The following is a 24,908-nucleotide window of genomic DNA, read 5'->3' on the forward strand; positions in this document are numbered from 1 at the left end:
CCGGGAAGAAAAGTTCCCCGCCGGTAAAAAATTTATCCGAAAACTGGCCAGATTAAGACGATCAACGTTCCCGCCAAGGTCAACAGCACGTTGGCAATTGCATAGGTACCGGCGTAGCCCAGTGCGGGAATATTGCTGCGCGCAGTGTCAGAAATGATCTCCATCGCTGGTGCACAGGTACGAGCCCCCATTAGCGCGCCGAACAGCAGGGCACGGTTCATACGTAACAGATAGGCACCCGCCAAATAGGTGACCACCACCGGTATTAGACTGACCAAAATACCGCACCCCAGCATCAATGCGCCATCACTGCCGAGGCTATGGTTGATCCCGCTGCCAGCGCTGAGTCCGACCCCGACCATAAACACCATCAGGCCAAACTCTTTGACCATGGTTAAAGCACCCTGTGGGATATAGCCGAAGGTAGGATGGTTAGCCCGTAAAAATCCGAGCATGATGCCGGCAAACAATAGTCCGGCTGCATTACCGATGCTGACACTAAACCCGCTGAACTGGAAGGTGATCATCCCGACCATCAGACCGACAATAAAAAAGGCACAGAAAGCTAGCAAGTCAGTGACCTGGCTATGTATAGCAATAAAACCAATACGGTCAGCAATTTTTTTGACGCGCTTAGCTTCACCACTGACTTGGAGAATGTCACCTTTATTGAGAATAATTTCATCATCAATGGGCATTTCAATCTGGTTACGGATCACGCGGTTAAGAAAGCAGCCATGGTCAGTGAGGCGCAGTTTACCCAGCCGCTGATTGACTGCATTATGGTTTTTCACCACGATTTCTTCGGTGACGATACGCATATCCAGTAAATCACGGTCAAATACCTCTTTACCGTGGCGAAAACTGGGATCGAGGCGGGCATGGGCATCCGGGTAGCCGACCAGCGAGATATCATCTCCCTGTTGCAGTACCGCATCACCATCTGGGCTCGCCAAAATACCGTTGCGGCGGATACGTTCTATGTAGCACCCTGTCTGGCGGTAAATTCCCAGTTCACGGAGGTTTTTTCCGCCGCTCCATTCCACCAATTCCGGACCGACGCGATAAGCGCGGATCACCGGCAGGAACACTTTTCGCTGGCTATCGGGGTCGAGGCCGCGCTCACGGGCGATCTGCTGAGCACTTGTCGGCAGATCTTGGTGCTGCAGACGCGGTAAGTAGCGTGCGCCAAGGATCAAACTCACCAGGCCGATTAAATAGGTCAGGGCATAGCCGAGGCTAAGATGATCCTGCATCAGTGTTAGTTGCCGGCTATCACTGACACTTTGCCGCAGAGTATCACCGGCCCCCACCAGAACCGGGGTTGAGGTCATGGCACCCGCCAACATCCCAGCAGTCAGCCCGATATCCCAATGGAAAATCCGGCCTAGGCCAACGGCCAGTACCAGCGCAGTCAGCACCATAATTAACGCCAGCAAAAAATAATTTTTACCATCACGGAAAAAGATAGAGAAAAAGTTTGGTCCAGCTTCGACACCGACGCAAAAAATAAACAGCATAAAACCAAGGCTCAGCGCATCGGTATTCATTGAGAAGTGTTGCTGGCCGAGCAGGAGGGAGACCACTAACACACCGATGGAATTGCCAACCTGAATCGAACCGAGGCGCAATTTACCGAGACAAAGACCGAGGGCAAGCACAACAAACAGCAGTAAAACGTCATTAGTACTGAGGAGATTGGCGACGTTAATATTCACAGTTTCACTTCTTATCCGCACAGGAACGAGGGGCTGAGGGTCCCGCACTGGGGACGTTTCTAACCTGGAAAGGTCAGTGTGCTAGTGTAAACGGATTATAATCAACAAACTATGACTGGCAGCAGGATTTTTTGGAAGCAGAGATAGGGATTAGGGACCGGCAAATGCCAGCCCCACAGGCCTCAGGACTTATTGATACAGGCCGAGGTTGGCTTTCGCCCAAGCTTCAAAATCGGTAAAACCGCCGACATGTTTTTCATCCACGAAAATCTGGGGAACCGTTTCAACCGGCTTACCCGCGGATTTTTCGAGGTCCGCTTTGGTGATCCCTTCAGCATGGATATCAATATAGCGATAACTGAAATCATCACGCTCTGCGGTTAATTTTTCTGCCAGGTCCTTCGCACGGACACAAAACGGACAGCCCGGGCGGCCAAAAATAACAGTAAACATAACACTCTCCTGAGCGGGTAGATGGATTTTCTGCGGCAGGGTTCGATACTATGCCTGCCGCAGGGCAGGGAACAACGCCTGCCTAACAACGGTAATGTTACACTTAATGCATCCGCGCAGGCGATACCCTGCGCACAATGAGTCAACCTCGGAGAACTTCCATGCAGTATTTTACCCGTCTTCCTAGATGGCTGCTGCTGTGTGAGTGGCTGGGGGTGGCACTGGTCGTGCTAGCCCTGATAGTGACTCACCACAATGGCTCAGCCCCTGAGATAGACAGCCATACTAGGCTTGCCAGAGCATTGCTGATCACCGGCTTGGTACTGATACTGCCGGCAGCAGTGGTTATTTTCTGGCGTGGCATTCGGGCACTGCTCCCTGAGCGCCGTCGATAAAATTTTTTGTGAAATGGTCCGAAAAGGAGACAGCTATGACCCCGACCATCGACCTGCTTTGTCATCACCGTTCTGTGCGCGCCTATACGCCACAGCCGATCAGCGAACAACAGCGCAACGCTATTTTTGCCGCTGCCCGCTCGGCGTCCACCTCGAGTTTTCTGCAATGCAGTTCGATCATCCGTGTCACAGATCTGGAAATTCGCCGTCAACTCGCTGAACTGGCTGGCCCGCAGCCATGGGTAGAATCGGCTGCCGAGTTCTGGGTATTTTGTGCCGATTTTAACCGCCATCAGCAGATTTGTCCGCAGGCGGAACTGGGACTGGCGGAACAATTACTGCTGGGGACCGTCGATACCGCACTGATGGCGCAGAATGCCATGGTCGCGGCCGAGTCTCTGGGGCTTGGTGGGGTATTTATCGGCGGACTGCGTAACCATCCCCACGAGGTGACGTCACTACTTTCACTGCCGCGCTTTGTGTTACCTCTGTTTGGCCTGTGCCTCGGCTGGCCGGATACTGAACCAGACCTGAAACCCCGTCTTCCGGAGGCATTAGTGGTGCATGAAAACCATTATCAGCCGATCGATCCGCAGGTACTGGCAAGCTATGACCAGCATATCCTTGAGTATTACCAGAACCGCGACAGCCATACCCGTAGCGAAACCTGGAGTGAGATGATCCAGCGGATGATCGTTAAAGAGAACCGCCCCTTTATGCTGGATTTTCTGCATCAGCAGGGCTGGGCGACCCGCTGATCCCTAAAGTGTCAGCATGGTCAGAGGCTGACTCTGGCCTGTTTTACCGCGAAGATCCCTATTATGTGTGCGCTGCCTAGCACTTCATAGCAAATATTGTCGTTTTATACGGCGATTTGTATCACCACACATAGCGTTCAGCTGGGTTTTTGCGTAATCTGTGGCGCCTTTAACTATTGCCGGATGTGATTGAGATGGATGCACTCGTCAACCCTGACCTTGCTGTGCTTCGAGACTGGATGAACCAGAAAAAGATCGAATGGTTTGAATGCGGTGAGTGCCAGTCTTTGCATTTATCGTCAATGCAACATATTGCCGGCGTCGCAGATGCCAGACTGGATATTCTTGACGGGACCTTGCTCATAACGCTCAGCGCAGAGATCCGGGCATCGGCACTGTTGGCGCTGGTGGGTGATCTGTCGCAAATTAATGCCAGCTCTCTGACCGTCAAAGCCTTTATCGACATTCAGGAAGAGAGTCCCGCGAAATTAGTGCTCTGTCAGTCACTGAGTATTGGTGTCGGGCTAACTCTGTCACAGTTCGCCTTTTTTATGCAGCAGGGTGAAGAACAGCTGACCATGATGGTGATGGAGCTGGTGGCCGGACATTTGCTGGTCACTGGAGAGCCAGAAACGGCCGCGGCAGACACGACACCAGTATTACATTAATCTGCACTAAACCGCTGGCTATTTCCGGTGGAAGGAAACCCTCGGCTTTGGCAGCGGTCTAACCTGAGTCCTCATCGGAGGTGACCCTAAGTTGTAAACCCTATTACTGCCACGTTTAACAGCCCCTCACGGCGGTAAATAGGATTGCGGATAACCATGATTATCCACCGTTCTGTCAAGGAGATAGAGCTGATGTCAGCAGTGAAATTCAGATCACCGCGCTCACTGCCGGAGCCAGTGACGGCGGCGGTGATTGCCATTCTTGCTACCCGGGTGTTTAACCTGCTGATGATCCTCTTGAAACCTGACGGTGACAGTTCTACCGAACTATGGTTTCAACTTAGCCCATTAACCGGTTATCTGCTGGTGCTACTACTGGCGATACTGACCTTTGTGTTTGATACGGCTTGTGCACTGGCGCTACTGCGCGGCAGCCGTTTAGGCAGGCAGTTATTTATCGGTTTCCAATGTTTGCTAGTGTTGCTGATGATATTGCCGATACCCGGAGAAGGGGTGGCTAGCTTATTTGGGATTGATCCCCAGGATGCTCGACAACTCTGGCAGCATATCCTGTTGCAGAAGCTGCCTGATATCCTGATTATTATGATGCTTTGCCTACCGGTGAGTAGCCGCCGTTTTTTCCGTCGTCGCTGAGGCGGGACGGTCACGGCGGCCATGACCCTTAGCGACCGCTTCGCTCGAAGCGCAGGGCATAATGTTCCACCCCCCGCAGCAGCAAGGTTAGCAAGCCATTGACACACAGATAAATGATGCCCGCGGCAACAAACACCGATACATCATAGGTCCTCCCGTACAGCAGTTGCCCTTCGCCCATCACGTCCATGAGGGTAATAGTATAGGCCAGTGAGGTGCTTTTAAATATCAGCACCACTTCATTGGAATAGGCTGATAACGCACGCTTAAAGGCATAGGGCAGCATCACCCCTAGCCTTTGTCCTCGCGTCATCCCCAGCGAATCACAGGCCTGCCACTGACCGGTGGGGATCGCCTTGACCGCTCCATAAAATAACCGAGTGGTATAGGCGGCACTGTTCAGCGACAGGGCCAGGATGGCACAAAACCACGGTTGAGAGAGGATCTGCCACAGCCACGTGATCTGCTGTAATTGTGGGAACTGCCCTGGACCATAATAGATCAGGAAGATTTGAACCAGTAGCGGTGTCCCGGTGAATAGGATGACATACCCACGGATCAGTGGCGCGATGACCGATTTTTTTGAGGTCAGCATCAGGGTGAACACCACCGCCATCACTAAGGCGATCAGCAGAGAACTGACCGTTAGCAGCAGGCTGGTGCGCAGTCCCGACAACAATTGTGGAAAGTAATCGATCATCATGCCTCCTGATCAAAGCGGCTGGTCCGCTGTTCGGCACGGCGTAATACACTCTGACTGAATAACGTCACTAGTAAGTAGATCGCGGCAGCAATCAGATACCAGGTAAAGGGTTGCTGGGTGCGGGTGGCAATACTTTTGGTCTGTAGCATCAAATCATTGACGCTAATCAGCGACACCAGCGCGGTGTCCTTAAGCAGCACCAGCCATTGGTTACCCAGTCCTGGTAGGGCATGACGCCACATCTGCGGCAGGATCAGTCGATAAAAAATGGCAAATTTTTTCATGCCTAATGCCTGACCGGATTCACGCTGACCGGTGGGAATGGCCTTTAAAGCCCCCCGTAAGGTCTGAGAGGCATAGGCCGCATACAGCAAGGCCAATGCCACCACGCCGCACAAAAACGGACTGACATTAAAATCGGTGATGGCAACCTGGATATGCCAATGGGTGAAGCCCAATGGAAGATCAAAGCCATCCGACAGCGTGAGCAGCAGTTGGGAGGCACCGAAATAGACACCCAGCACCACCAGGATCTCTGGCAGGCCACGCAATAGCGTGACCAGCAGAGTCCCTGGCACGGCCAGGACTTTGATGCGTAACGATTCCCAGCCGGCAAACAGGATAGCCAGCACCAGACCGAGCAGCAAGGCACAGAGGGCAAGGCCGACGGTCATCCCGGCGGCGGTCGCTAACGGAAGAAACTCATTCATTGCCGATTACTGCTGGAACCATTTGTGATAAATAGTCTGGTAGGTACCGTCCGCTTTCACTTCGCTCAGTCCCTTATTCAGAGAGGCCTGTAACGCAGTATTCCCCTGACGTACGGCAATACCCAGTCCGGTGCCGAAATAGTCTTTATCGGTCACTTTACCGCCGACGCTGCTTAGCTGCGGATCTTTCTTCAGCCACTCATTCACCACTGCGGTGTCACCGAATACCGCATTCACACGACCGTTTTTCAGATCCAGCATGGCATTTTGATAGCTGTCATAGGGCACCATGGTGATTTCAGGGTGTTTATCCACCAAGAACTTCTGATGGGTGGTGCCGTTTTGCACACCCACCCGCAAGCCTTTCAGGGCGGCAATATTGGCAACTTGGCCTTTACGGGCAATAAACAGCGCAGAGTTATTGTAGTAAGGCTGAGTGAACAGGACCTGCTTTTCACGATCTGGGGTGATATCCATTCCGGCGATCACCGCATCATAACGGCGGAATTTCAGGCCCGGGATCAGACTGTCGAAAGACTGGTTACTGTAACTGCAATTGGCACCGATCTTCTGACAAATCGCATTGGCCAGGTCGATATCAAAGCCCTGGATCTGATTATTGGCACCGACAAACTCAAACGGAGGATAGGCCGCTTCGGTGGCAAAATGCAGCTTAGTGGCCGCGGTCGCATTCAGGCTGGCAGCCGCCAGCAGAGAGGCAAGAATGATTTTTTTCATTGGAATCGATCCTGAATTAATGAGAAAGATAGTGCGCAAATTGCGGAGTCTGCGGCTGTTCAAAACAGCGGGCATCTCCCTGCTCGATGATATGGCCGTTTTCCATGTACACCAGACGGCTGGCAATCTTACGGGCAAAGCTGACTTCATGGGTCACCACCACCTGAGTAATCGCAGTCTGTGACAGTTCACGGATGATGTCAGCAACTTGGCCGGTAATTTCCGGATCCAGCGCAGCGGTGGGCTCATCAAACAGCAGTACACGGGGTTCCATCATCAAGGCGCGAGCGATGGCGACGCGCTGTTGTTGTCCACCGGAAAGGTGCAACGGGAAACGATCGGCAAACGGACTGAGCCGAAGCCGCTCTAGCAAGCCCGCGGCGCGCTGTCGGGCCGCACCTTTGCTCAGACCCAGCACACGGCATGGTGCTTCGATTAGGTTCTGCATCACCGTCAGATGCGGCCACAGATGGTATTGTTGAAAAACAATACCGACGTTTTGTCGCAGTTCGCGGATTTCACGATCGGCGGGTGGCTGGCGGAAATCGATATGATGGCCCGCGATCTGTAATTCGCCGCTGCGCGGGGTTTCCAGTAAGTTAAGCACCCGCAACAGTGAACTTTTGCCGGCACCGCTTGGCCCAAGCAGTACCATCGTCTCACCCGCAGGGCAATTGAGGCTGATATCGAACAGTGCCTGTTGGTTGCCGTAAAAGCAGTTTATGCTGTTAAGTTGAATACTCATGCCTGAAAACTGAATAGTAATTAAGAGGCGAAGATACTAACGCCGACAGTATAGTTATGCAATTCCAGCACCTAAAAATTTATTTAACTTCCTGAAGCGGTCAACAAATCAGCATAAAATTTTGCGATTGACAGGAGGGCAGCCTATGCTCTCATTAGCATAACCTTTTGTATCCGGTACAGAGTCCATGAAATTACCCGCGGTAATACTATCACTGTTACTGATCAGCGGCTGCCAAAGCCCTATCCCAGTGAGCCCATCTGCGCCAGGAACGTTGCCGGTGTATTCTTTACACTCCCGTAGCCACTCGGCACGCATAAAAATGGTGATCCTGCACTATACCGCCGAGGATAATGCCCGCTCGCGACAGATCCTGACCCAGGGGCAGGTGAGTGCCCATTATTTGATCACGTCACCGACACCTAAGACTCCAGCGCGGGTTTATCAGTTGGTGGCGGAGTCCCGAGCAGCTTGGCATGCGGGGATAAGTAGCTGGCAGGGGCAGACAAGCCTTAATAGTGTGTCAATCGGGATCGAACTGGTGAATCCCGGTTATTACCGGCATGGCACGCTCAGCCAGTGCAGCAGTTTTGCCCCCTCACAGATCCGTGCCCTCGAACAGTTACTGCGGCAAATCGTAGCGCGCTATCAGCTGTCACCCCAACAGATCCTGGGGCACAGTGATGTCTCTCCTGGACGTAAACAGGACCCAGGCCCCTGTTTTCCTTGGCAGGCGCTGGCAAAAGACGGATTCGGTGCTTGGCCGGACCCTGCACGCGTCAGCGCAGCCCTTGGGGGGCGCTCTCCGTGGCAAGCCAGTGATCCGCAGGTTTTAGGCCATCTTTTACGTCGTTTCGGTTATCCTTTGCCCGTCGGGGCCGCAACTGAGCAGCAGCAGGCGGTATTCAGTGCCTTTCAGATGCACTTTCGGCCAGCACGGATCAGTGGGCGAGCGGATGCCGGGTCGGAAGCTATCGCACAGGCGTTGGTAGAACAATACCGCCCCGCAGAACCAGGGGCGGACAGTTTATAACTGATGTAGGAAGCCTTTCCAGGCATCAACCAATTGCTGTAAGGCTTGTCGGGGAGTATCAAGATGAGTGACCAGACGGGTGCGTTCTGAGGCGCTGATACGGATGCCATGCTCGGCCATCCACTTCTGTAACCCCTGACACTGAGCGGCAGGTAGGCGAATAAACAGCATATTGGTATGGCAGTTTTCGACTTCTATGCCTAGCTCTGCCAATGCACTGGCCAGCCAGCAGGCATTATCGTGATCGTCCTGCAGTCGGGTGACATTATTGTCTAGCGCATACAGACCTGCTGCCGCCAAAATCCCTGCTTGACGCATCCCGCCGCCAGTCATTTTCCGCCAGCGATTGGCCTCCTGAATAAACTCATGGCTGCCACACAGCAGAGATCCTACCGGTGCGCCGAGACCTTTAGACAAACAGATAGACAGTGAATCACAGTAACGGCTGACGGCCTCTAAAGGTTGCTGATAGCTGACCACCGCATTAAAGATGCGAGCGCCATCAACATGCAGACCAAGTTGCTGTTCGCGAGAAAACTGATACACCTGTTCTAGCCAAGGTTGCGGCAGGACTTTGCCATGGTGAGTATTTTCGATGCTGATCAGCCGCGTGCGGGCGAAATGAATATCACGGGGTTTAATGGCGCGGCGGATGTCCTCTAGGGGCAGAGTCCCATCGTCGGCGGCGGTGATCGGTTGTGGCTGGATACTGCCTAATACCGCAGCACCTCCCGCTTCATACTTATAGTTATGTGCCTGTTGGCCGGCAATGTACTCATCGCCACGCTGGCAGTGACTGAGCAGCGCCACCAGGTTTGCTTGGGTACCACTCGGGAAAAATAAAGCGGCCTGTTTGCCGCTGAGGGCAGCAGCTTTCTCCTGCAGGGCATTGACCGTTGGGTCATCGCCATAGACATCATCACCGGTTGGGGCGGACATCATTGCCCTCAGCATCTCAGCACTGGGCTGGGTTACCGTATCACTGCGTAAATCAATCACCGAAAACTCCTCTATCAGGAAAAAAAGCCCCCCCCTGAAACAGGGGGGTCTCACTGTTTTACCTGAACCAGTTGGTTTTCGCCAGATCGATCACCTCATCGCCCCGGCCATTCATAATGGCGCGCAGCATATACAGACTGAAACCTTTGGCCTGTTCCATTTTGATTTTTGGTGGCATCACTAACTCTTCTTTTGCAGTGATCACATTCACCAGTACCGGGCCAGGATGGGCAAAGGCCTGTTCGAGTGCCGCTGGCAGCGCTGAAGCACGCTCAACATTGATCCCTTTGATCCCACAGGCAGCAGCAATGGCCGCAAAGTCAGGGTTAGCCAGTTCTGTACCATCGGTGAGGAAGCCACCGGCTTTCATTTCCATTGCCACAAAACCAAGTACGCTGTTATTAAAAATGACCAGCTTGATCGGTAACTGATGCTGGGCGATGGATAGCAAATCTCCCATTAGCATGGCAAAGCCACCATCACCGCATAAGGCCACTACTTGACGATCTGGGAAGGCTTTCTGTGCACCCATCGCCTGCGGCATAGCATTGGCCATCGAGCCGTGGTTAAAAGAACCGATTAAGCGGCGACGTCCGTTCATTTTCAGGTATCGGGCCGCCCACACCGTGGGTGTGCCGACATCACAACTGAAGATGGCATCGTCGCTGGCCAGTTCACTGATCTGCTGAGCTAAATACTGCGGATGGATGGCTTGGTCGTCATCGGCGACGGCCAGATCATCAAGATCTTTACGCGCTTTTTGATAGTGCTTGAGGGCGCTATCCAGATGTTTACGACCGGTTTTTTCCTGTAATCGTGGTAACAGCAGTTGTAGGGTAGCGTTGATATCTCCCACCACTGGCATATCGACCTGACAGTGCGCCCCGAGACTGCCCGCGGAATTATCGATTTGAATGATACGCGCATCGGTGGGGTAGAATGCCCGATAGGGGAAACGGGTGCCGAGCAGCACTAAGGTATCGGCATTGAGCATCGCATGATAGCCGGATGAAAAACCAATAAAACCGGTCATCCCAACGTCATAAGGATTGTCATATTCCAAATGCTCTTTGCCGCGCAATGCATGGACTATCGGGGCCTTCAGCTTCTCCGCCAGTGCCGTCACTTGTGTATGTGCGCCAGCACAGCCGCTGCCACACAGTAGCGTGATATTTTCTGACTGATTCAGTACTTCCGCCAAGGTATTGAGTTGCAAAAGTGGCGGAACGGACACTGGCACCGCTGGCGGATACCAGTCTGGGCTCGCCTGCGAAGGCGCGTCGGCCAGGGCGATATCTCCTGGCAGAACCACCACCGACACACCGCGATCAACGATAGCTTTACGCATAGCAATCGCCAAAACCTGGGGGAGCTGTTCCGGATTAGACACCAGCTCACAGTAGTGGCTGCACTCTTGGAACAGTGACTGCGGATGGGTTTCCTGAAAATAGCCACTGCCGATTTCGCTAGAGGGAATATGGGCGGCGATCGCCAGTACCGGCACCCGGTTGCGGTGACAGTCGAATAATCCGTTGATGAGGTGCAGGTTACCTGGACCACAGGATCCGGCACATACCGCCAATTCGCCGGAAACTTGGGCTTCGGCGCCGGCCGCAAAGGCAGCCACTTCTTCATGGCGGGTGGAAATCCATTCGATAGTTTTCAGGTGGTTCAGGCTGTCACTGAGACCGTTTAAGGAGTCCCCGGTGACCCCCCAAATCCGTTTAACGCCAGCCAGCTCAAGACTTTTGATGATAAATGAGGCTACAGTACTCTTCATTGTTCACTCCCTGCTGTTAAGCCCTGCAGCGGCAAGGCTTAGGTCCGGATACTGAACAAAGTATAGTCTGTCTGACAGGTTTTACCGGCTTGGTCAGGTCAAACGGAGAACAGGGCGATCATCACCGGCGCCATCAGGCTGGTAATAAAGCCGTTGACCACCGCGACCGGCACGATGGCATTGCCACCTGCACGTTGCAGCACCGGTAGCGTGAAATCCATCGATGTGGCTCCACAAATGCCGACAATGGTTACAGCATAATGGCGGATCATCACCGGGATCAGCACAATAGAAACCAGTTCACGGATCAAATCATTGAGGAAAGCACTGCTGCCGATCACCGGACCGAAGGCATTGGTCATCAGAATACCGGAAAGGGAGTACCAGCCGTATCCGCTGGTCATTGCCAGACCGGTGTGCAACGGCAGGCCGAGCATCAGGGCGGTGATAATACCGGCGGGAAGTGCGCTGACGATCACCACCAGCGCGATCAGGCTACCTTGGCGATTGAACAGGATCTGCCGCAGGCTCATGCCACTGCTGCGCAATTGAATACCGATCAGAAATAACATCACCAGCAACGCGTACTCACCTGCGCGGGTGGCGTGATGCAGCGGGGACCAGTGACTCAGTCCTACTCCAAAACCGGCGACCACCACTAAGCACATTTTTAGGGAGTCCAACACCATATGTAGACGGGAAGGCAGCGGGCCTGAGGACTCACGGACGGGCAGAGATAAAAAGCGTTCACACATCCGCAGTGCAATAAAGTTACATAACAGTACACAGGCGGCACTGGTCAGGGAAATTCTGGCAATTACCAACAGATTGGTGGCAAGGTTATCCACGAACGCTAAGCTGATGCCCATAAGGAAAAGAATGATATACACCATGCGAGTCAGGCCAGCGTTGACCAAGGTGAGTAACTTTTTATGATGCACAGGTAGCAAATAGCCGGCGAACAGCGGCAGAAGAATAATAATTAAGCCAGAATACATGGAAGACTCATTAAAGGGTGACCGATAAGAGGTCAGATTATCCTATTGAAAGGAAAGGGTAAATATAACTTTATGTCGGCAGCGTAATTCCGTCAGTGGCCATCGAGACAGGGAGTAACCGTATGATACTGGAACATATCGATATTCGAAATTTCAGGGGAATTGCCCGTTTATCCCTGCCGGTGACCGCAACCTCAATGCTAATTGGTGAGAATACCTGGGGGAAGTCAGCGTTGCTGGATGCGCTGACTCGGGTACTTTCTCCCTTAGACGATAGTCCAGCGCTGAATAATAATGATTTTTACTGTGATGAACACCAGCGGCGAGCCAATAAATGTTCGGTCGAGCTACTCTTTGCGGAAGGTGAACAGGGGACTTGGCCGTCTCAACTCCGGCCACTGCTCACCGTCCGTAGGGAGGGTCAATACAGGCTACGCTATCGCTGGCAGGCTACGGTTCGTAACGGGCGTTTTTTCCAGGAAACCGGTTTTCCTGATAGGATGGGGTTGGATCCTAAACAGTTACTGCAGGCAGAATGTTGTCTAAAACAGCGTTTCCCAGTGCTACGCCTGCGGGATGCACGTTTTCTTCACGTTGCAAGTCCGACTGTCACTGGTCAGCCGCGTCCTCCATCCGTGACGGCTTTTAACGACCCGGTGCTAGAACAGGCTGTAGCCATCCTGCAACAGTTATCTGCGGATTATTTCCGTCGTTCAGATGAAACCCGTCTGCTAGCGGCTGGCAGACGAAGTGAGGAGTTACAGTGGCAGGAACTGAATCAACTTAATCATCAACTTGCCCAGCGCTCAGTGGCACAGCGAGCGCCACTCAGCGCCGAACTGGTCCGTCTTTTTAGCGATGGGTGGTCGATTGGTGCTGGATCTGTGCCCGTTACGCCGCTGATCCTGCTGGAAAACCCTGAGACCCGTCTACATCCGATGATGCTGGCGATTGTCTGGCAATTTATCTCGCTATTGCCTGGTCAGAAATTGGTGACCACTAATGCAGCGGAACTGCTGTCGCTGGTTTCATTGGAGCAAATTTGCCGCCTGGATCGTTCTCAGGGGATAACTCGCAGCTGGCAGCTTCGAGCCGAACAGTTACCCGCCGATGATTTGCGACGTATCACTTTTCACATTCAGGTGAATCGGCCGTTAGCGCTATTTGCCCGATGTTGGCTGCTAGTGGAAGGGGAAACCGAAGTTTGGCTGATCAATGAGCTGGCAAGGTTGTCTGGGCTATCACTGATTTCCGAGGGCATCAGGGTAGTAGAATTTGCCCAAGCCGGACTGAAACCGTTATTGCGGTATGCGGCCTTGACCGGTATTCACTGGCATGTCCTGACCGACGGCGACCAAGCGGGAGAAAAATATGCGGCCATTGCTTGCTCGCAGCTCAGTCAGAAGCAGTCTGTACGCCACCACCTGACCCGATTTCCAGCACGCGATATCGAACACTTTCTCTACCGCAACGGTTTTTCACAGGTTTATCTGCAGGCCGCTCGGGCAGAACAGGCTGTGAGTGGGGACATCAGTCAGGTCATTCGCCGTGCTATCCAGAACAGCGCCAAACCGTCGCTGGCGATCTCGGTTGCACAAGCCATGGCTGAACAAGGGACCGGAGCGATCCCTTTACTGCTGAAAAAAATGATGAGCCGGGTACGAGGGCTGGCACAGGGCCAATACCCTTAATCCTGTTTCCCGTAAAATCGGGAGGGCACCAATCAGTGATCAGGTATGGAGAGGTTCTGCTTCTTTCAGCGGGATGATCAGGCTAGCCTGATTGCCTTTAGCCCCTTCACTGGCGTTGAAACTGACCTTCTGTCCCGCTTTCAGTGTCTTGTATCCTTCCATCTGAATGGTGGAGTAGTGGGCAAAGATATCCTCGCCGCCCGCTTCTGGACAGATAAAGCCAAAGCCTTTAGCGTTGTTAAACCATTTTACAAATCCTGTTTCCATGTGATGCCTCTCACTTGAATTGCAAAAATGAATGAGGATGACAGAAACGCCATCTGATTAAAAAACAGGCGAGCCTGTTACTGTGACTATCCCTATAAGGTAAAAAATCGTCAAGAAATTAACCGGCACATCCGGAGATAATGTCTCAAACTTTGAAGCAGTTAACGCTATGGTGACGGGTGACGGTGAACGGAGAGCAATAAGTAGTCAAGCTTCGGGCTGCGCATCATTTTCTCGGCATGATAGAATAACAGCAGATCAGTTACTTTCGGTATAGGCACATTTCAGTGGAATATTATGGCACACACTAACGACTGGCTTAATTTTGATCAGCTGGCAGATGACGAACTTTGCGAAAACCTTAAGCCACCGTCGATGTATCAGGTGATCCTTAACAACGATGACTATACTCCGATGGAATTTGTTATTGACGTACTGCAAAAGTTCTTTTCTTATGGTATCGAACAGGCAACGGAAATAATGCTGAAAGTTCACTATGATGGAAAGGCAAGCTGCGGTATTTTCACTGCCGATGTTGCAGAGACCAAAGTCGTCCGGGTCAATCAATATGCACGGGAAAATGAACATCCCTTGCTATGTACTCTGGAAAAATCTGATTAAGCCTCCATATCAGGAGACAGAGATCAGAGCGTTAACCCAGGAGGTGCTTTATGCTCAATCAGGAACTGGAACTCAGTTTGAATATGGCTTTCGCCAGAGCGCGGGAGCACCACCATGAATTTATGACCGTGGAACATCTGCTGCTGGCATTGATCAGTAATCCCGCCGCACGGGAAGTGCTGGAAGCCTGTACCGTCGATCTGGCCGTATTGCGCCAGGAACTCGAAACCTTTATCGAAAAAACCACCCCGCTCCTGCCTGACAGTGACACTGAGCGGGACACTCAACCGACCCTGAGTTTCCAGCGTGTGCTGCAGCGGGCCGTTTTCCATGTCCAATCCTCAGGACGCAGCGAAGTGACCGGTGCCAATGTGCTAGTGGCCATTTTCAGTGAGCAGGAGTCTCAGGCCGCTTATCTGCTGCGTAAGCATGAAGTCAGCCGTCTGGATGTAGTGAACTTTATTTCTCACGGCGTCCGTAAAGACGAAGGCGACAGTGCGCCTAATACGGAAAGCCAAGCCAACAGCGAAGAGCAGAATGCAGGCGGGGAGGAACGTATGGAAAACTTCACTACCAACCTTAACCAGCTGGCTCGTGTCGGGGGTATCGATCCGCTGATTGGCCGTGACAAAGAGCTGGAAAGGGCTGTTCAGGTTTTATGCCGCCGTAGAAAAAATAACCCGCTGTTGGTGGGGGAGTCCGGTGTCGGTAAAACCGCCATTGCTGAAGGTCTGGCGTGGCGTATTGAGCAGGGTGATGTGCCAGAAGTAATGAAGGACTGTACCATCTACTCCCTGGACATCGGTTCTCTGCTGGCGGGCACCAAATACCGAGGGGACTTTGAGAAGCGTTTCAAAGCGCTGCTGAAACAACTGGAGCAGGATCAGCACAGCATCCTGTTTATCGATGAGATCCACACTATCATCGGTGCGGGGGCAGCCTCCGGTGGCCAAGTGGATGCTGCTAACTTGATTAAGCCGTTGTTGTCCGGCGGTAAAATTCGCGTAATGGGTTCCACCACTTACCAAGAATTCAGTTCGATCTTTGAAAAAGATCGCGCGCTGGCTCGGCGTTTCCAGAAAATTGATATCGTCGAGCCGACCGCAGAAGAGACTATTCAAATCATTAACGGGCTGAAAGCTAAGTACGAAGCGCACCACGATGTCCGTTTTACCGCTAAAGCCGTTCGTGCCGCGGTAGAGCTGGCAGTGAAATACATTAACGACCGTCATTTGCCTGATAAGGCGATCGATGTGATTGATGAAGCTGGTGCCCGTGCTCGATTGGTACCACAAAGTAAGCGCAAAAAGACCATCAATGTGCAAGATATCGAAACGGTGGTGGCGCGTATTGCCCGTATTCCGGAGCAGAGTATCTCTGCTACCGATCGCGATACCCTGCGCAACCTCGACTCACGCCTTAAAATGCTGGTCTTTGGTCAGGACAAAGCCATTGATGCGCTCTCTGAGGCGATCCGTATGAGTCGTGCCGGTCTGGGTCATGAACATAAGCCGGTAGGCTCATTTCTGTTCGCCGGTCCGACCGGGGTGGGGAAAACTGAGGTTACGGTACAACTGGCGAAGTCTTTAGGTATCGAGTTGCTGCGTTTCGATATGTCGGAGTATATGGAGCGCCATACGGTGAGTCGGTTGATTGGTGCACCTCCAGGCTACGTCGGTTTCGATCAGGGGGGGTTACTGACGGATGCGGTGATCAAACATCCTCATGCCGTGGTACTGCTTGATGAGATCGAAAAAGCGCACCCAGATGTATTTAACCTGTTATTGCAGGTGATGGATAACGGTACCTTGACCGACAATAATGGCCGCAAAGCGGATTTCCGTAACGTGGTGCTGGTGATGACCACCAATGCGGGAGTTCGGGAAACTGAGCGTAAATCTATGGGCCTTATCCACCAAGATAACTCCAGTGATGCCATGGAAGAGATTAAGAAAATCTTTACGCCAGAGTTCCGTAACCGTCTCGACAATATTATCTGGTTTGATCATCTGTCTACAGAGGTTATCCATCAGGTGGTTGATAAGTTTATTGTCGAGTTACAGGCCCAGCTGGATCAGAAAGGGGTATCACTGGAAGTCAGTGATGAAGCCCGTGATTGGCTGGCAGAGAAAGGGTATGACAAAGCGATGGGCGCCCGTCCGATGGCCCGTGCCGTTCAGGAAAACTTGAAGAAACCGCTGGCGAATGAACTGCTGTTCGGTTCACTGGTCGACGGGGGCTCGGTCTCGGTGGGACTGGATAGCAGCACTAATACGTTGACCTATCACTTTGAGAGTGCAGCACAACGTAAAGCCACTGGTACGGTGCATTAATACCGCGCTGGTTAGTGACAATAAAAAACCCCGCAATGCGGGGTTTTTTTATGCCTGTTGAACAGGCCATGATTCACTGACTCTTAGCGACTACGGAAGACAATGCGGCCTTTGCTCAGGTCATAAGGCGTCAGCTCAACGGTGACTTTATCGCCGGTCAGAATACGGATGTAGTTTTTACGCATTTTACCGGAGATATGAGCAGTAACCACGTGGCCGTTTTCGAGCTCTACGCGGAACATGGTGTTGGGTAACGTATCCAGTACGGTACCTTGCATTTCAATATTGTCTTCTTTGGCCATCGAATCCTCTGAATGGACTAGCTAAATTTGAATCGGCAAGATAATGCCCAATTCTGGTATTTATGTAAAGAATTGTTGGTGTTAATACCAACACTCCGCTGTGCGGCATGCAGAACATGCGCAGTGCAAATAAATTCGGGTGTTGTGACGTTAAGCGGGGATATGTGCACAAGAGCGTTACTGAGCAGCAAGTCGGAAAAACCTTCCTTGTTGTTCATCAGTTTACCAGCAGAATATCCAACGGGGCACTTCCGAGGCTCTCCTCTGAAAGCGCGAACGACATAACAAGCGCACAGAGTCTAACACTTTTCCGCCAGCATGTCTGTAAAACATTCACAGCGTCTTAACCTTGCAGCATTCCTTGCCAGCAACTGGGCAACAGTGGCTGAGTGATCAGTGTCCGCATCCGTGTCAAATAATCTTGGCGGGAAATCTCCGTAGCCCCCAATGAGGCAGTATGCGGATTGAGAATTTGGCAATCGATCAACTGGCCACCGAACGCCTGGAAATGGCGACAAAACATCATCAACGCTGTTTTGGAGGCATTTTCCTGGCGGCTAAACATAGATTCTGCACAGAATAAGCGGCCCAGGGAAAGCCCGTATAGGCCTCCCACCAAGCGGTCGTCTTGCCAGACTTCTACCGAATGAGCATGGCCGAGACGAAATAGCATCAGCCAGGCGGTGATAACCTCTTCAGTGATCCAGGTCCCGTCTTGGCGCTGCTGCGCACATCCTTGGATCACTCCAGAAAAATCCTGGTCCAGTGTCAGGTGGAAAGGGGAACGTCGGTGAAAACGTGCCATGCTGCGGCTGAGATGGAACTGCTCCGGAAAGATCACCGCTCGGGGATCCGGTGACCACCAGAGGATCGGGTCCTGCGGTGAAAACCACGGGAAAATCCCCTGCTGATAAGCCGACAACATCCGTGGCGGGCTGAGATCGCCCCCAAATGCCAGTAATCCTTGCGGGTCTTTCAGCGCCCGGGCGGGGGGCGGAAAATGCCGCGGGTCAGTGGTCAGTTGTGGTAGCACAGGTAGCACCCTGATTAAAACAGTGTCGCTGGTAAAACTGCCAGTAACGTCCTTGATGTGCAAGCAGAGAATCATGGTTACCTTGCTCGCTGAGGGTACCGTTTTCCATCACACAGATACGGTCCATTTTCTCCAGCCCACTGAGGCGGTGAGTGACCATGATCACCGTTTTGCCCACTGTTACCCGTTCAAGCAGTGCCAAGATGCGCTGTTCAGTGACGGCATCCAGGCCTTCAGTTGGCTCATCTAACAACCAGAGATCACCGTTATGTAGCATGGCGCGGGCAATTGCCAGACGGCGTAGCTCTCCGCCGGAGAGGGTGCGTCCGCCTTCTCCCAGCCAACCGTTAAGGCCATCACCCTCCAATAATGCCTCCAGCCCGGTATCACCTAGCACTGCACAGAGTTCGGCATCACTGGCCGTAGGGGCCGCCAGTGTCAGGTTATCTCTGAGGCTCTGGCTGAACAGGGCCACCCGCTGCGTGACCACTGAGGTGTGACGGCGCAGGGTACCTTCATCTAATTGCGTCAGCGGTTGTTGATTCAACAGGATTTCACCCTGCTCTGGGTCTGAAATGCGGGTCAGTAGCTGTAATAATGTCGATTTACCACAGCCGGTAAAACCGAGCAAGGCGATTTTTTCACCACTAGCTACCTGCAAGCTGAGGTGATTAATCACTGGCTGGGGTTGCTGCGGATAACGGAAGACGATGTCATTGACCGACAGTGCCATGCCCTGGGACGGAAAATCTGCGCCTTGTGCTGGAAAAATCACCGCAGGTGGCGCACTTAACAGTTCATTTAGCCGGTTAGCGGAGGTGATCACTCGCGAGATATGCAGGAAAGCAGCGGCGACCGGCCCAAGTGATTCAAAGGCTGCCAGCGCACAAAAAACAAACAGGGCCAGCAAAGTGGGATCTGTAGCGCGAGCACTTAACCACTGACTGCCCAGCCAAAGTACCAGACAGACCGCCAGCCCGGTGACGACCATTAATAGACTCTGCGAAGCCGCACTGAGGGCATGTTGCTGTTTTTCCGCAGCGGTGATCTGTTGTTCGGTTTCCGACAGCTTTTGCTGCCAGCGTTTTTCATGCTGGTAAATTTTCAATTCTGCCATTGCCGACAGCCAGTGGGTCAGTTGCTGACGATAGCGGGCATGGCGGCGAGTCAGAGCACTGCCAGAGGCGTTACCGAGGCGATAAAACAGCGGCGGCAAGATCAGCAGAGTAGCGAACATGATGCCACCGATCAGTAGCGCCAGCGGCAGATCCAGATAACTTAGTCCTAGGGATACGACTAGGATCACTACCAGTGCTCCCGCCAGCGGCGAAATCACTCGTAGATAGAGATGATCGAGGTTATCCACATCGGCAACGAAACGGTTCAGCAGATCGCCTTGACGGAAACGGCTCAGACCGGTGGTGGAGAGGGGAAACAGTTTACTGAAGGTATACACTCGCAGATGCTGCAATACTCGGAAGGTCCCATCGTGGCTAACCAAGCGTTCAAAATAGCGGGCAGCAGTACGGATGATGGCCGCTCCACGCACCCCGGCGGCGGGCAGCATATAGTTAAAACTATATAGACCGGCGGTACCGACCACAGCGGAGGCGGCTAGAAACCAGCCTGAAAGGGTCAGTAGGCTGATACCCGCCAGCAGGGTGACGATTGCTAGCAGTAGACCAAGACCCAATAGCAACCAGTGACGTCGCCATAGCCGCAGGAAAGGTGTTAAGGCATTCATTCAGTGATCTCCCCGTGGCGCTGACGTAATAATTCCCCAAAAGGGCCGGGTATGGCGGTTAATGCCCGCCAATGTCCCTGTTGAACCAGTTTGCCTTGTTCCATGACCCAGATTTCATCCCAGTCTTGTAACAGGTCGGCTTGGTGGGTGATCATTAAAGTAGTCTGCTGTTGTGAAGCCTGCTGCAGTGCAGCGGTAACCTGCTGTTCACTCTGTTTATCCAAGCTGGCTGCCGGTTCATCCAGTAACAGCAACGAACAGGGTAGCAATAGTGCCCGTGCTACGGCGACCCGCTGTGCTTGTCCGACCGACAATGCGCTGGCATGTTCACCGACCGGTGTATCAAGCCCTTGTGGCAGTCGACTCATCACATCACTAACACCGCTCATGCTGATTGCCCGCTGCAACTGTTGCTCAGTCGCTTGTCGACCAAACAGGATATTGTCGCGGACAGTATCGGCGGGTAGTTTCGGGTTCTGTCCCAACCAAGCAATTTGCTGATACCAGCCGTCAGGGACGATATCGCGCAGTTCAACGCCATTCACCGTCAGCGACCCCTGATAAGGTAAAAAGCCAAGTAGGGTATTCATCAGTGACGTTTTACCGGCACCGCTCATCCCGACCAGCGCCACCCGTTTACCCTGCGGCAATACAAAATTAAGTTTGTCACTGAGCGCAGCGCCAGTAGGACTCAGTACCACCAGGTCAGCGGCCACAATAGAAAACGCACCGTGCCATTGTGGCTGTGCTGCATCACTGTCGGAGACCGCCGCCGGACTGTCACTGAGAAAGGTTTCTAGTACATCGGCGGCACCGATCGCCTGCGCTTTGGCATGGTAAAAATTACCCAAATCACGCAGTGGTTGGAAAAACTCCGGTGCTAGGATCAGCACTAGGAAGCCGGCGAATAGGGTAACACCGCGGTGATAATCGCCAAAATGTAACTCGCCGAGATACGAGAAGCCGAAGTAGACAGCCACTACGGCAATGGACAGTGCAGCAAAAAACTCCAGCACGGCCGAGGAGAGAAAGGCCAGACGTAACACTTCCATGGTGCGCAACCGGAACTGCTCGGTAGTCTGCCCAATAGCACGCTGTTCAGCCGCTCCGCGGTCGAACAGTCGTAATGTATCTAGCCCGCGTAACCGGTCGAGAAAATCTCCGCTCAGCCTCGCCAATGCCTGGAAGTTACGGCGGTTAGCCTCCGCAGCACCCATACCGACCATCGCCATAAACAGTGGGATGAGCGGCGCGGTACAGAATAGGATCAGTCCTGCTGCCCAGTTCAGCGGGGTCAGCACCAGCAAGATCATCAGCGGAATGGCTCCCGCCAGCGTCATCTGTGGCAGATAGCGGGCGTAATAATCCTGCATATTATCGATCTGTTCCTGTAGGAGGGTGCTCCAGCTGCCCACCGGTTGCTGTGCGACCGTTACCGGCCCCTGGCGTTCAAGCTGATCAGTGACCTGCTGGCGAATAGCGGTACGGATGGCGGCGGCAGCCTGAAAACCGGCGATCTCCCGAAGATAATGCAGCAGTGCTCGCAGAATGAAACAGCCCGCTAGCGCCAGTAGTAGACCAGGGAAGTGACCCGCGGCTTGCTGGCGACTGATAAAGTTATCCAGCAATTGCGCCAGAATAACGGCTTGGAGGATAAGAATAAGCGCACTGAATAGGCCGGTCATGACCGATATGCGTAACCATCGCCCACCGAAGTGGCGTTGCTGTTTCAGCCAGCGGAGTAAAAACTGTTGTCGGGTTTTATTCATCAGGATCTGCAGAGTTAATCATCAGGCACAGGACACCAGGAATATCCCTGGTAAAAGTGCAGGTATTTTACCTGTAGGCAATAAAAAAGGCGACAGTTTTACTGTCGCCTTGATGAACATTATCGCTGTGACTTAGAGAGTTGCGTCAGCTAGACCGTCCAGGTAGCGTTCTGCGTCCAGTGCCGCCATACAGCCGGTCCCTGCGGAGGTAATCGCCTGACGGTATGAGTGGTCCATCACATCACCGGCTGCGAAGACGCCAGGGATGCTGGTCTGGGTGGCATTCCCCTGCAGGCCGGACTGAACCACAATATAGCCGTTGTTCAGTGTCAGCTGGTCAGCAAACAGCGCTGTGTTCGGGCTGTGTCCGATAGCGATAAAGACCCCAGCCACATCAATAGACTCTACCTCACCGTTTTCGTCGGTCGGACGCAGGCGGGCACCCGTCACACCCATTTCATCACCGGTGACTTCTTCAAGAATACGGTCGGTGTGCAGCACGATTTTACCGCTGGCAACTTTTTCCATCATCCGGTCGATGAGGATTTTCTCGGCACGGAAGCTGTCACGGCGGTGGATCAGGTGCACTTCGGACGCGATATTAGACAGGTAAAGGGCTTCTTCAACAGCAGTGTTACCGCCACCCACGACCGCGACCTTCTGCTGACGATAGAAGAAACCGTCACAGGTCGCACAGGCAGAAACCCCTTTACCTTTGAACGCTTCTTCTGAAGGCAGACCGATATAACGGGCAGAAGCGCCGGTGGCAATAATTACTGCATCCGCGGTGTACTCGCCGCTGTCACCGATGAGACGGAACGGACGGTTTTTCAGATCGACAGTATGAATATGGTCGTTGACGATTTCAGTGTTGAATTTCACGGCATGCTCATGCATACGCTCCATCAAACCTGGACCGGTCAGGCCCTCTGGGTCACCCGGCCAGTTTTCCACTTCTGTGGTGGTGGTCAGCTGTCCGCCTTTTTCGACCCCGGTGATCAGCACTGGGCTCAAGTTAGCGCGCGCGGCATACACGGCTGCGGTGTAACCGGCAGGACCGGAACCCAGGATCAGGAGTTTGCTGTGTTTGGCCATGCTTATTTCCTCAATAAAACTGTCTGATGACAAATGTTGGGGGTGATTGTAGGCAATCAGGCCGCTGAAAAAAAGGTTTCCCTGAGCGGTAATACTGATTAATGCAAACGTCAAAACAAATCAGCGCAGAATGCCTCGGGCTGTCGCGGCGAAAATGGGCGGATCTCTAGGGGAAAAGGGCGGTTTAGTCACAGGAAAATGATTATTCGTCCGAGCCGGCGGAATGTTGTACTGAAATTGGATGTTTTACTTTGACAATCGCCTGCTGTTTTGCGAAAACATGGGGGGAGCAAATAAAGTTCCGGCGCTTAAAAACGCGATATGCTGCTGTTTGAGGCGTCAGAACGAAAAAAACCCGAGTGGATTTCGCTGATTTGAGGATGGACAGACCTTCAAAGCGGAGGAAAACACCTATTAACAGGGGTTGCTTCACAACATACATGCCCGCCAGTTGACGCTAAAAAGGGCAGGTTTAGGGAAGGAAATGAAGAGAGACAATAATAATGACAGACACTAAGAAGCGCCCGGGAAAAGATCTGGATCGTATCGACAGAAATATCCTGAATGAATTACAGAAAGATGGCCGTATTTCCAACGTTGAACTCTCCAAGCGTGTGGGCCTGTCGCCGACACCTTGCTTAGAGCGTGTTCGCCGCCTGGAACGTCAAGGTTTTATTCTCGGCTATACCGCATTGTTGAATCCTCACTACTTGGATGCTTCACTGCTGGTATTTGTTGAGATTACTCTGAATCGTGGTACCCCGGATGTGTTCGAACAATTCAATACCGCAGTGCAAAAATTGGAAGAAACTCAGGAATGCCACTTGGTCTCCGGCGACTTCGACTACCTGCTGAAAACCCGCGTGCCGGATATGTCAGCCTACCGTAAGCTGCTGGGTGAAACCTTACTGCGTCTTCCAGGGGTTAATGACACCCGTACCTACGTGGTCATGGAAGAAGTTAAACAGAGTAACCGCTTAGTGATTAAAACTCGCTAAATCAGACAGGTGCAAAGTCTGCTGCAATTAGGTACACTCCTGTGAATTCATACAGGGACAGTGCTAATTACCGGTGCTGTTCCTCTCTTTAGTTGACAGGCACCTGGAGAGATCTCTTGAGCCAGGAATATACAGAAGATAAAGAAGTATCTTTAACGCCACTCAGCAGTGGCCGTCGCTTGCTGGAAGCCTTACTGATTCTGGTAACCCTTTTTGCTGTCTACCTGATGGTGTCTTTGGTCACCTTCAATCCCTCAGACCCTAGTTGGTCTCAGACGGCATGGCACGAACCTATCCATAATCTGGGCGGGCGCCCAGGAGCATGGTTGGCGGATACCCTATTATTCATCTTCGGCGTCATGGCTTATGCCATCCCAGTGGTGATTGTCGGACTATGCTGGATCTCGCTGCATCTGCGGCAGAACAAAGACTATATCGACTGTTTTGCCATCGGTTTGCGATTAATCGGTGTCCTGGCCCTAGTGATCACCACCTGTGGGCTGGCGGCCATTAACGCGGATGATATCTGGTATTTTGCTTCCGGTGGGGTGATCGGCAGCTTAGTCAGCAGTGCGATGGATCCTTGGTTTACTCAGGTTACCAGTACACTGATTTTACTCTGTGTCTGGGCTATCGGGGTGACTCTCTATACCGGCTGGTCTTGGTTGACTATCGCTGAGAAGATCGGCGGGGGAGGGATGAG

Annotated in this window: 25 protein-coding genes; 10 read left to right on the forward strand and 15 right to left on the reverse strand. The window is 52.7% G+C overall.

Annotated elements, in window-relative coordinates:
* Positions 1 to 32 precede the first annotated feature (32 nt).
* Together DW47_RS0107455 and DW47_RS0107460 are read right to left on the reverse strand one after the other, a co-directional pair.
* The gene (locus tag DW47_RS0107455; protein ID WP_029685777.1) at positions 33 to 1,718 is read right to left on the reverse strand and encodes an aspartate:alanine antiporter; all 1,686 of its coding nucleotides are present in this window, start codon (positions 1,716 to 1,718) and stop codon (positions 33 to 35) included.
* A gap of 189 nt (positions 1,719 to 1,907) precedes the next feature.
* Entirely contained in the window at positions 1,908 to 2,171 is a 264-nt protein-coding gene (locus tag DW47_RS0107460) for a GrxA family glutaredoxin (RefSeq protein ID WP_029685778.1), read from the reverse strand.
* 161 nt (positions 2,172 to 2,332) lie between these two features.
* Between DW47_RS0107460 and DW47_RS0107465 the strand changes: the two genes are divergently transcribed.
* From DW47_RS0107465 to DW47_RS0107480, 4 genes are all read left to right on the forward strand, one after another.
* Positions 2,333 to 2,566 (forward strand): DUF1418 family protein, encoded by a 234-nt coding sequence (locus DW47_RS0107465; RefSeq protein WP_029685779.1) that lies wholly within the window; start codon positions 2,333 to 2,335, stop codon positions 2,564 to 2,566.
* A gap of 35 nt (positions 2,567 to 2,601) precedes the next feature.
* Complete coding sequence (nfsA, locus tag DW47_RS0107470; protein ID WP_029685780.1) at positions 2,602 to 3,324, forward strand: oxygen-insensitive NADPH nitroreductase; 723 nt, start codon at positions 2,602 to 2,604, stop codon at positions 3,322 to 3,324.
* A 194-nt stretch (positions 3,325 to 3,518) separates the two neighbouring features.
* Positions 3,519 to 3,992, forward strand: a complete 474-nt coding sequence (locus tag DW47_RS0107475) for a type III secretion system chaperone family protein (protein WP_029685781.1) — start codon at positions 3,519 to 3,521, stop codon at positions 3,990 to 3,992.
* 192 nt (positions 3,993 to 4,184) lie between these two features.
* Positions 4,185 to 4,646 carry a YbjO family protein gene (locus DW47_RS0107480; protein WP_029685782.1) on the forward strand — a complete coding sequence of 154 codons (462 nt, stop codon included), beginning with the start codon at positions 4,185 to 4,187 and terminating at the stop codon, positions 4,644 to 4,646.
* Between the two features lie 28 nt (positions 4,647 to 4,674).
* Here DW47_RS0107480 and artM read toward each other — a convergent pair whose 3' ends face one another.
* From artM to artP, 4 genes are read right to left on the reverse strand one after another with little or no spacing between them, the layout of a single operon-like run.
* A complete protein-coding gene (gene artM / locus DW47_RS0107485) occupies positions 4,675 to 5,346 on the reverse strand; it encodes an arginine ABC transporter permease ArtM (protein ID WP_029685783.1) in 672 nt (223 codons plus the stop codon).
* Positions 5,346 to 6,059 (reverse strand): arginine ABC transporter permease ArtQ, encoded by a 714-nt coding sequence (gene artQ / locus DW47_RS0107490; protein ID WP_029685784.1) that lies wholly within the window; start codon positions 6,057 to 6,059, stop codon positions 5,346 to 5,348. The genes artM and artQ overlap by 1 nt, the downstream gene beginning before the upstream one ends.
* A 6-nt stretch (positions 6,060 to 6,065) precedes the next feature.
* Entirely contained in the window at positions 6,066 to 6,797 is a 732-nt protein-coding gene (artJ, locus tag DW47_RS0107495) for an arginine ABC transporter substrate-binding protein (protein WP_029685785.1), read from the reverse strand.
* A 16-nt stretch (positions 6,798 to 6,813) separates the two neighbouring features.
* Complete coding sequence (artP, locus tag DW47_RS0107500; RefSeq protein ID WP_029685786.1) at positions 6,814 to 7,542, reverse strand: arginine ABC transporter ATP-binding protein ArtP; 729 nt, start codon at positions 7,540 to 7,542, stop codon at positions 6,814 to 6,816.
* Positions 7,543 to 7,729: 187 nt separating this feature from the next.
* Between artP and DW47_RS0107505 the strand changes: the two genes are divergently transcribed.
* Positions 7,730 to 8,575: an N-acetylmuramoyl-L-alanine amidase gene (locus tag DW47_RS0107505; RefSeq protein WP_029685787.1), complete on the forward strand. Its 846-nt coding sequence runs from the start codon at positions 7,730 to 7,732 to the stop codon at positions 8,573 to 8,575.
* On the opposite strand, the gene ltaE is transcribed toward DW47_RS0107505, so the two are convergent.
* The 3 genes from ltaE to DW47_RS0107520 all read right to left on the reverse strand — a co-directional run bounded on the left by ltaE (position 8,570) and on the right by DW47_RS0107520 (position 12,352).
* Complete coding sequence (gene ltaE / locus DW47_RS0107510) at positions 8,570 to 9,574, reverse strand: low-specificity L-threonine aldolase (protein WP_029685788.1); 1,005 nt, start codon at positions 9,572 to 9,574, stop codon at positions 8,570 to 8,572. The genes DW47_RS0107505 and ltaE overlap by 6 nt on opposite strands.
* Positions 9,575 to 9,632: 58 nt before the next feature.
* Positions 9,633 to 11,354, reverse strand: a complete 1,722-nt coding sequence (gene poxB / locus DW47_RS0107515) for a ubiquinone-dependent pyruvate dehydrogenase (protein ID WP_029685789.1) — start codon at positions 11,352 to 11,354, stop codon at positions 9,633 to 9,635.
* A gap of 98 nt (positions 11,355 to 11,452) precedes the next feature.
* Positions 11,453 to 12,352 (reverse strand): LysO family transporter, encoded by a 900-nt coding sequence (locus tag DW47_RS0107520; protein WP_029685790.1) that lies wholly within the window; start codon positions 12,350 to 12,352, stop codon positions 11,453 to 11,455.
* Positions 12,353 to 12,474: 122 nt separating this feature from the next.
* Here DW47_RS0107520 and DW47_RS0107525 point away from each other — a divergent pair, with 122 nt between their 5' ends.
* Positions 12,475 to 14,043, forward strand: coding sequence for a DUF2813 domain-containing protein (locus tag DW47_RS0107525; protein ID WP_029685791.1), 1,569 nt, complete (start codon positions 12,475 to 12,477; stop codon positions 14,041 to 14,043).
* Between the two features lie 39 nt (positions 14,044 to 14,082).
* Here DW47_RS0107525 and cspD read toward each other — a convergent pair whose 3' ends face one another.
* Positions 14,083 to 14,310: a cold shock domain-containing protein CspD gene (gene cspD / locus DW47_RS0107530; RefSeq protein ID WP_029685792.1), complete on the reverse strand. Its 228-nt coding sequence runs from the start codon at positions 14,308 to 14,310 to the stop codon at positions 14,083 to 14,085.
* A 297-nt stretch (positions 14,311 to 14,607) separates the two neighbouring features.
* On the opposite strand from cspD, the gene clpS reads away from it, so the two are divergent.
* Positions 14,608 to 14,931 carry an ATP-dependent Clp protease adapter ClpS gene (clpS, locus tag DW47_RS0107535; RefSeq protein ID WP_029685793.1) on the forward strand — a complete coding sequence of 108 codons (324 nt, stop codon included), beginning with the start codon at positions 14,608 to 14,610 and terminating at the stop codon, positions 14,929 to 14,931.
* A 50-nt stretch (positions 14,932 to 14,981) separates the two neighbouring features.
* Positions 14,982 to 17,264 carry an ATP-dependent Clp protease ATP-binding subunit ClpA gene (gene clpA / locus DW47_RS0107540; protein ID WP_029685794.1) on the forward strand — a complete coding sequence of 761 codons (2,283 nt, stop codon included), beginning with the start codon at positions 14,982 to 14,984 and terminating at the stop codon, positions 17,262 to 17,264.
* An 83-nt stretch (positions 17,265 to 17,347) separates the two neighbouring features.
* Here the strand turns inward: clpA and infA are convergent, their stop codons facing one another.
* The 5 genes from infA to trxB form a co-directional block, all read right to left on the reverse strand.
* The gene (infA, locus tag DW47_RS0107545; protein WP_002211347.1) at positions 17,348 to 17,566 is read right to left on the reverse strand and encodes a translation initiation factor IF-1; all 219 of its coding nucleotides are present in this window, start codon (positions 17,564 to 17,566) and stop codon (positions 17,348 to 17,350) included.
* Positions 17,567 to 17,909: 343 nt separating this feature from the next.
* Positions 17,910 to 18,491, reverse strand: a complete 582-nt coding sequence (gene aat / locus DW47_RS0107550; protein ID WP_241430699.1) for a leucyl/phenylalanyl-tRNA--protein transferase — start codon at positions 18,489 to 18,491, stop codon at positions 17,910 to 17,912.
* An 85-nt stretch (positions 18,492 to 18,576) separates the two neighbouring features.
* On the reverse strand, positions 18,577 to 20,343 hold the full coding sequence (gene cydC, locus DW47_RS0107555; protein ID WP_051150867.1) for a heme ABC transporter ATP-binding protein/permease CydC: 1,767 nt from the start codon (positions 20,341 to 20,343) through the stop codon (positions 18,577 to 18,579).
* Complete coding sequence (cydD, locus tag DW47_RS0107560; protein WP_029685797.1) at positions 20,340 to 22,112, reverse strand: heme ABC transporter permease/ATP-binding protein CydD; 1,773 nt, start codon at positions 22,110 to 22,112, stop codon at positions 20,340 to 20,342. Before cydD ends, cydC begins: the two co-directional genes overlap by 4 nt.
* Positions 22,113 to 22,244: 132 nt before the next feature.
* Positions 22,245 to 23,213, reverse strand: coding sequence for a thioredoxin-disulfide reductase (gene trxB, locus DW47_RS0107565; RefSeq protein WP_038027334.1), 969 nt, complete (start codon positions 23,211 to 23,213; stop codon positions 22,245 to 22,247).
* Positions 23,214 to 23,710: 497 nt separating this feature from the next.
* Here trxB and lrp point away from each other — a divergent pair, with 497 nt between their 5' ends.
* Complete coding sequence (gene lrp, locus DW47_RS0107570) at positions 23,711 to 24,205, forward strand: leucine-responsive transcriptional regulator Lrp (RefSeq protein ID WP_029685799.1); 495 nt, start codon at positions 23,711 to 23,713, stop codon at positions 24,203 to 24,205.
* Between the two features lie 116 nt (positions 24,206 to 24,321).
* The coding region (locus tag DW47_RS0107575; RefSeq protein ID WP_029685800.1) for a DNA translocase FtsK 4TM domain-containing protein at positions 24,322 to 24,908 on the forward strand (587 nt) is incomplete at its 3' end.

The sequence above is a fragment of the Tatumella saanichensis genome (genome assembly GCF_000439375.1).
GTDB lineage: Bacteria > Pseudomonadota > Gammaproteobacteria > Enterobacterales > Enterobacteriaceae > Tatumella > Tatumella saanichensis.

Bases quoted from the DNA above. Each gene is read 5' to 3' on its own strand.
- DW47_RS0107460 (WP_029685778.1), bottom strand. From the start codon at position 2,171: ATGTTTACTGTTATTTTTGGCCGCCCGGGCTGTCCGTTTTGTGTCCGT.
- DW47_RS0107465 (WP_029685779.1), top strand. From the start codon at position 2,333: ATGCAGTATTTTACCCGTCTTCCTAGATGGCTGCTGCTGTGTGAGTGG.
- nfsA (WP_029685780.1), top strand. From the start codon at position 2,602: ATGACCCCGACCATCGACCTGCTTTGTCATCACCGTTCTGTGCGCGCC.
- DW47_RS0107475 (WP_029685781.1), top strand. From the start codon at position 3,519: ATGGATGCACTCGTCAACCCTGACCTTGCTGTGCTTCGAGACTGGATG.
- DW47_RS0107480 (WP_029685782.1), top strand. From the start codon at position 4,185: ATGTCAGCAGTGAAATTCAGATCACCGCGCTCACTGCCGGAGCCAGTG.
- artM (WP_029685783.1), bottom strand. From the start codon at position 5,346: ATGATCGATTACTTTCCACAATTGTTGTCGGGACTGCGCACCAGCCTG.
- artQ (WP_029685784.1), bottom strand. From the start codon at position 6,059: ATGAATGAGTTTCTTCCGTTAGCGACCGCCGCCGGGATGACCGTCGGC.
- artJ (WP_029685785.1), bottom strand. From the start codon at position 6,797: ATGAAAAAAATCATTCTTGCCTCTCTGCTGGCGGCTGCCAGCCTGAAT.
- artP (WP_029685786.1), bottom strand. From the start codon at position 7,542: ATGAGTATTCAACTTAACAGCATAAACTGCTTTTACGGCAACCAACAG.
- DW47_RS0107505 (WP_029685787.1), top strand. From the start codon at position 7,730: ATGAAATTACCCGCGGTAATACTATCACTGTTACTGATCAGCGGCTGC.
- poxB (WP_029685789.1), bottom strand. From the start codon at position 11,354: ATGAAGAGTACTGTAGCCTCATTTATCATCAAAAGTCTTGAGCTGGCT.
- DW47_RS0107520 (WP_029685790.1), bottom strand. From the start codon at position 12,352: ATGTATTCTGGCTTAATTATTATTCTTCTGCCGCTGTTCGCCGGCTAT.
- DW47_RS0107525 (WP_029685791.1), top strand. From the start codon at position 12,475: ATGATACTGGAACATATCGATATTCGAAATTTCAGGGGAATTGCCCGT.
- cspD (WP_029685792.1), bottom strand. From the start codon at position 14,310: ATGGAAACAGGATTTGTAAAATGGTTTAACAACGCTAAAGGCTTTGGC.
- clpS (WP_029685793.1), top strand. From the start codon at position 14,608: ATGGCACACACTAACGACTGGCTTAATTTTGATCAGCTGGCAGATGAC.
- clpA (WP_029685794.1), top strand. From the start codon at position 14,982: ATGCTCAATCAGGAACTGGAACTCAGTTTGAATATGGCTTTCGCCAGA.
- infA (WP_002211347.1), bottom strand. From the start codon at position 17,566: ATGGCCAAAGAAGACAATATTGAAATGCAAGGTACCGTACTGGATACG.
- aat (WP_241430699.1), bottom strand. From the start codon at position 18,491: ATGTTGTCGGCTTATCAGCAGGGGATTTTCCCGTGGTTTTCACCGCAG.
- cydC (WP_051150867.1), bottom strand. From the start codon at position 20,343: ATGAATGCCTTAACACCTTTCCTGCGGCTATGGCGACGTCACTGGTTG.
- cydD (WP_029685797.1), bottom strand. From the start codon at position 22,112: ATGAATAAAACCCGACAACAGTTTTTACTCCGCTGGCTGAAACAGCAA.
- lrp (WP_029685799.1), top strand. From the start codon at position 23,711: ATGACAGACACTAAGAAGCGCCCGGGAAAAGATCTGGATCGTATCGAC.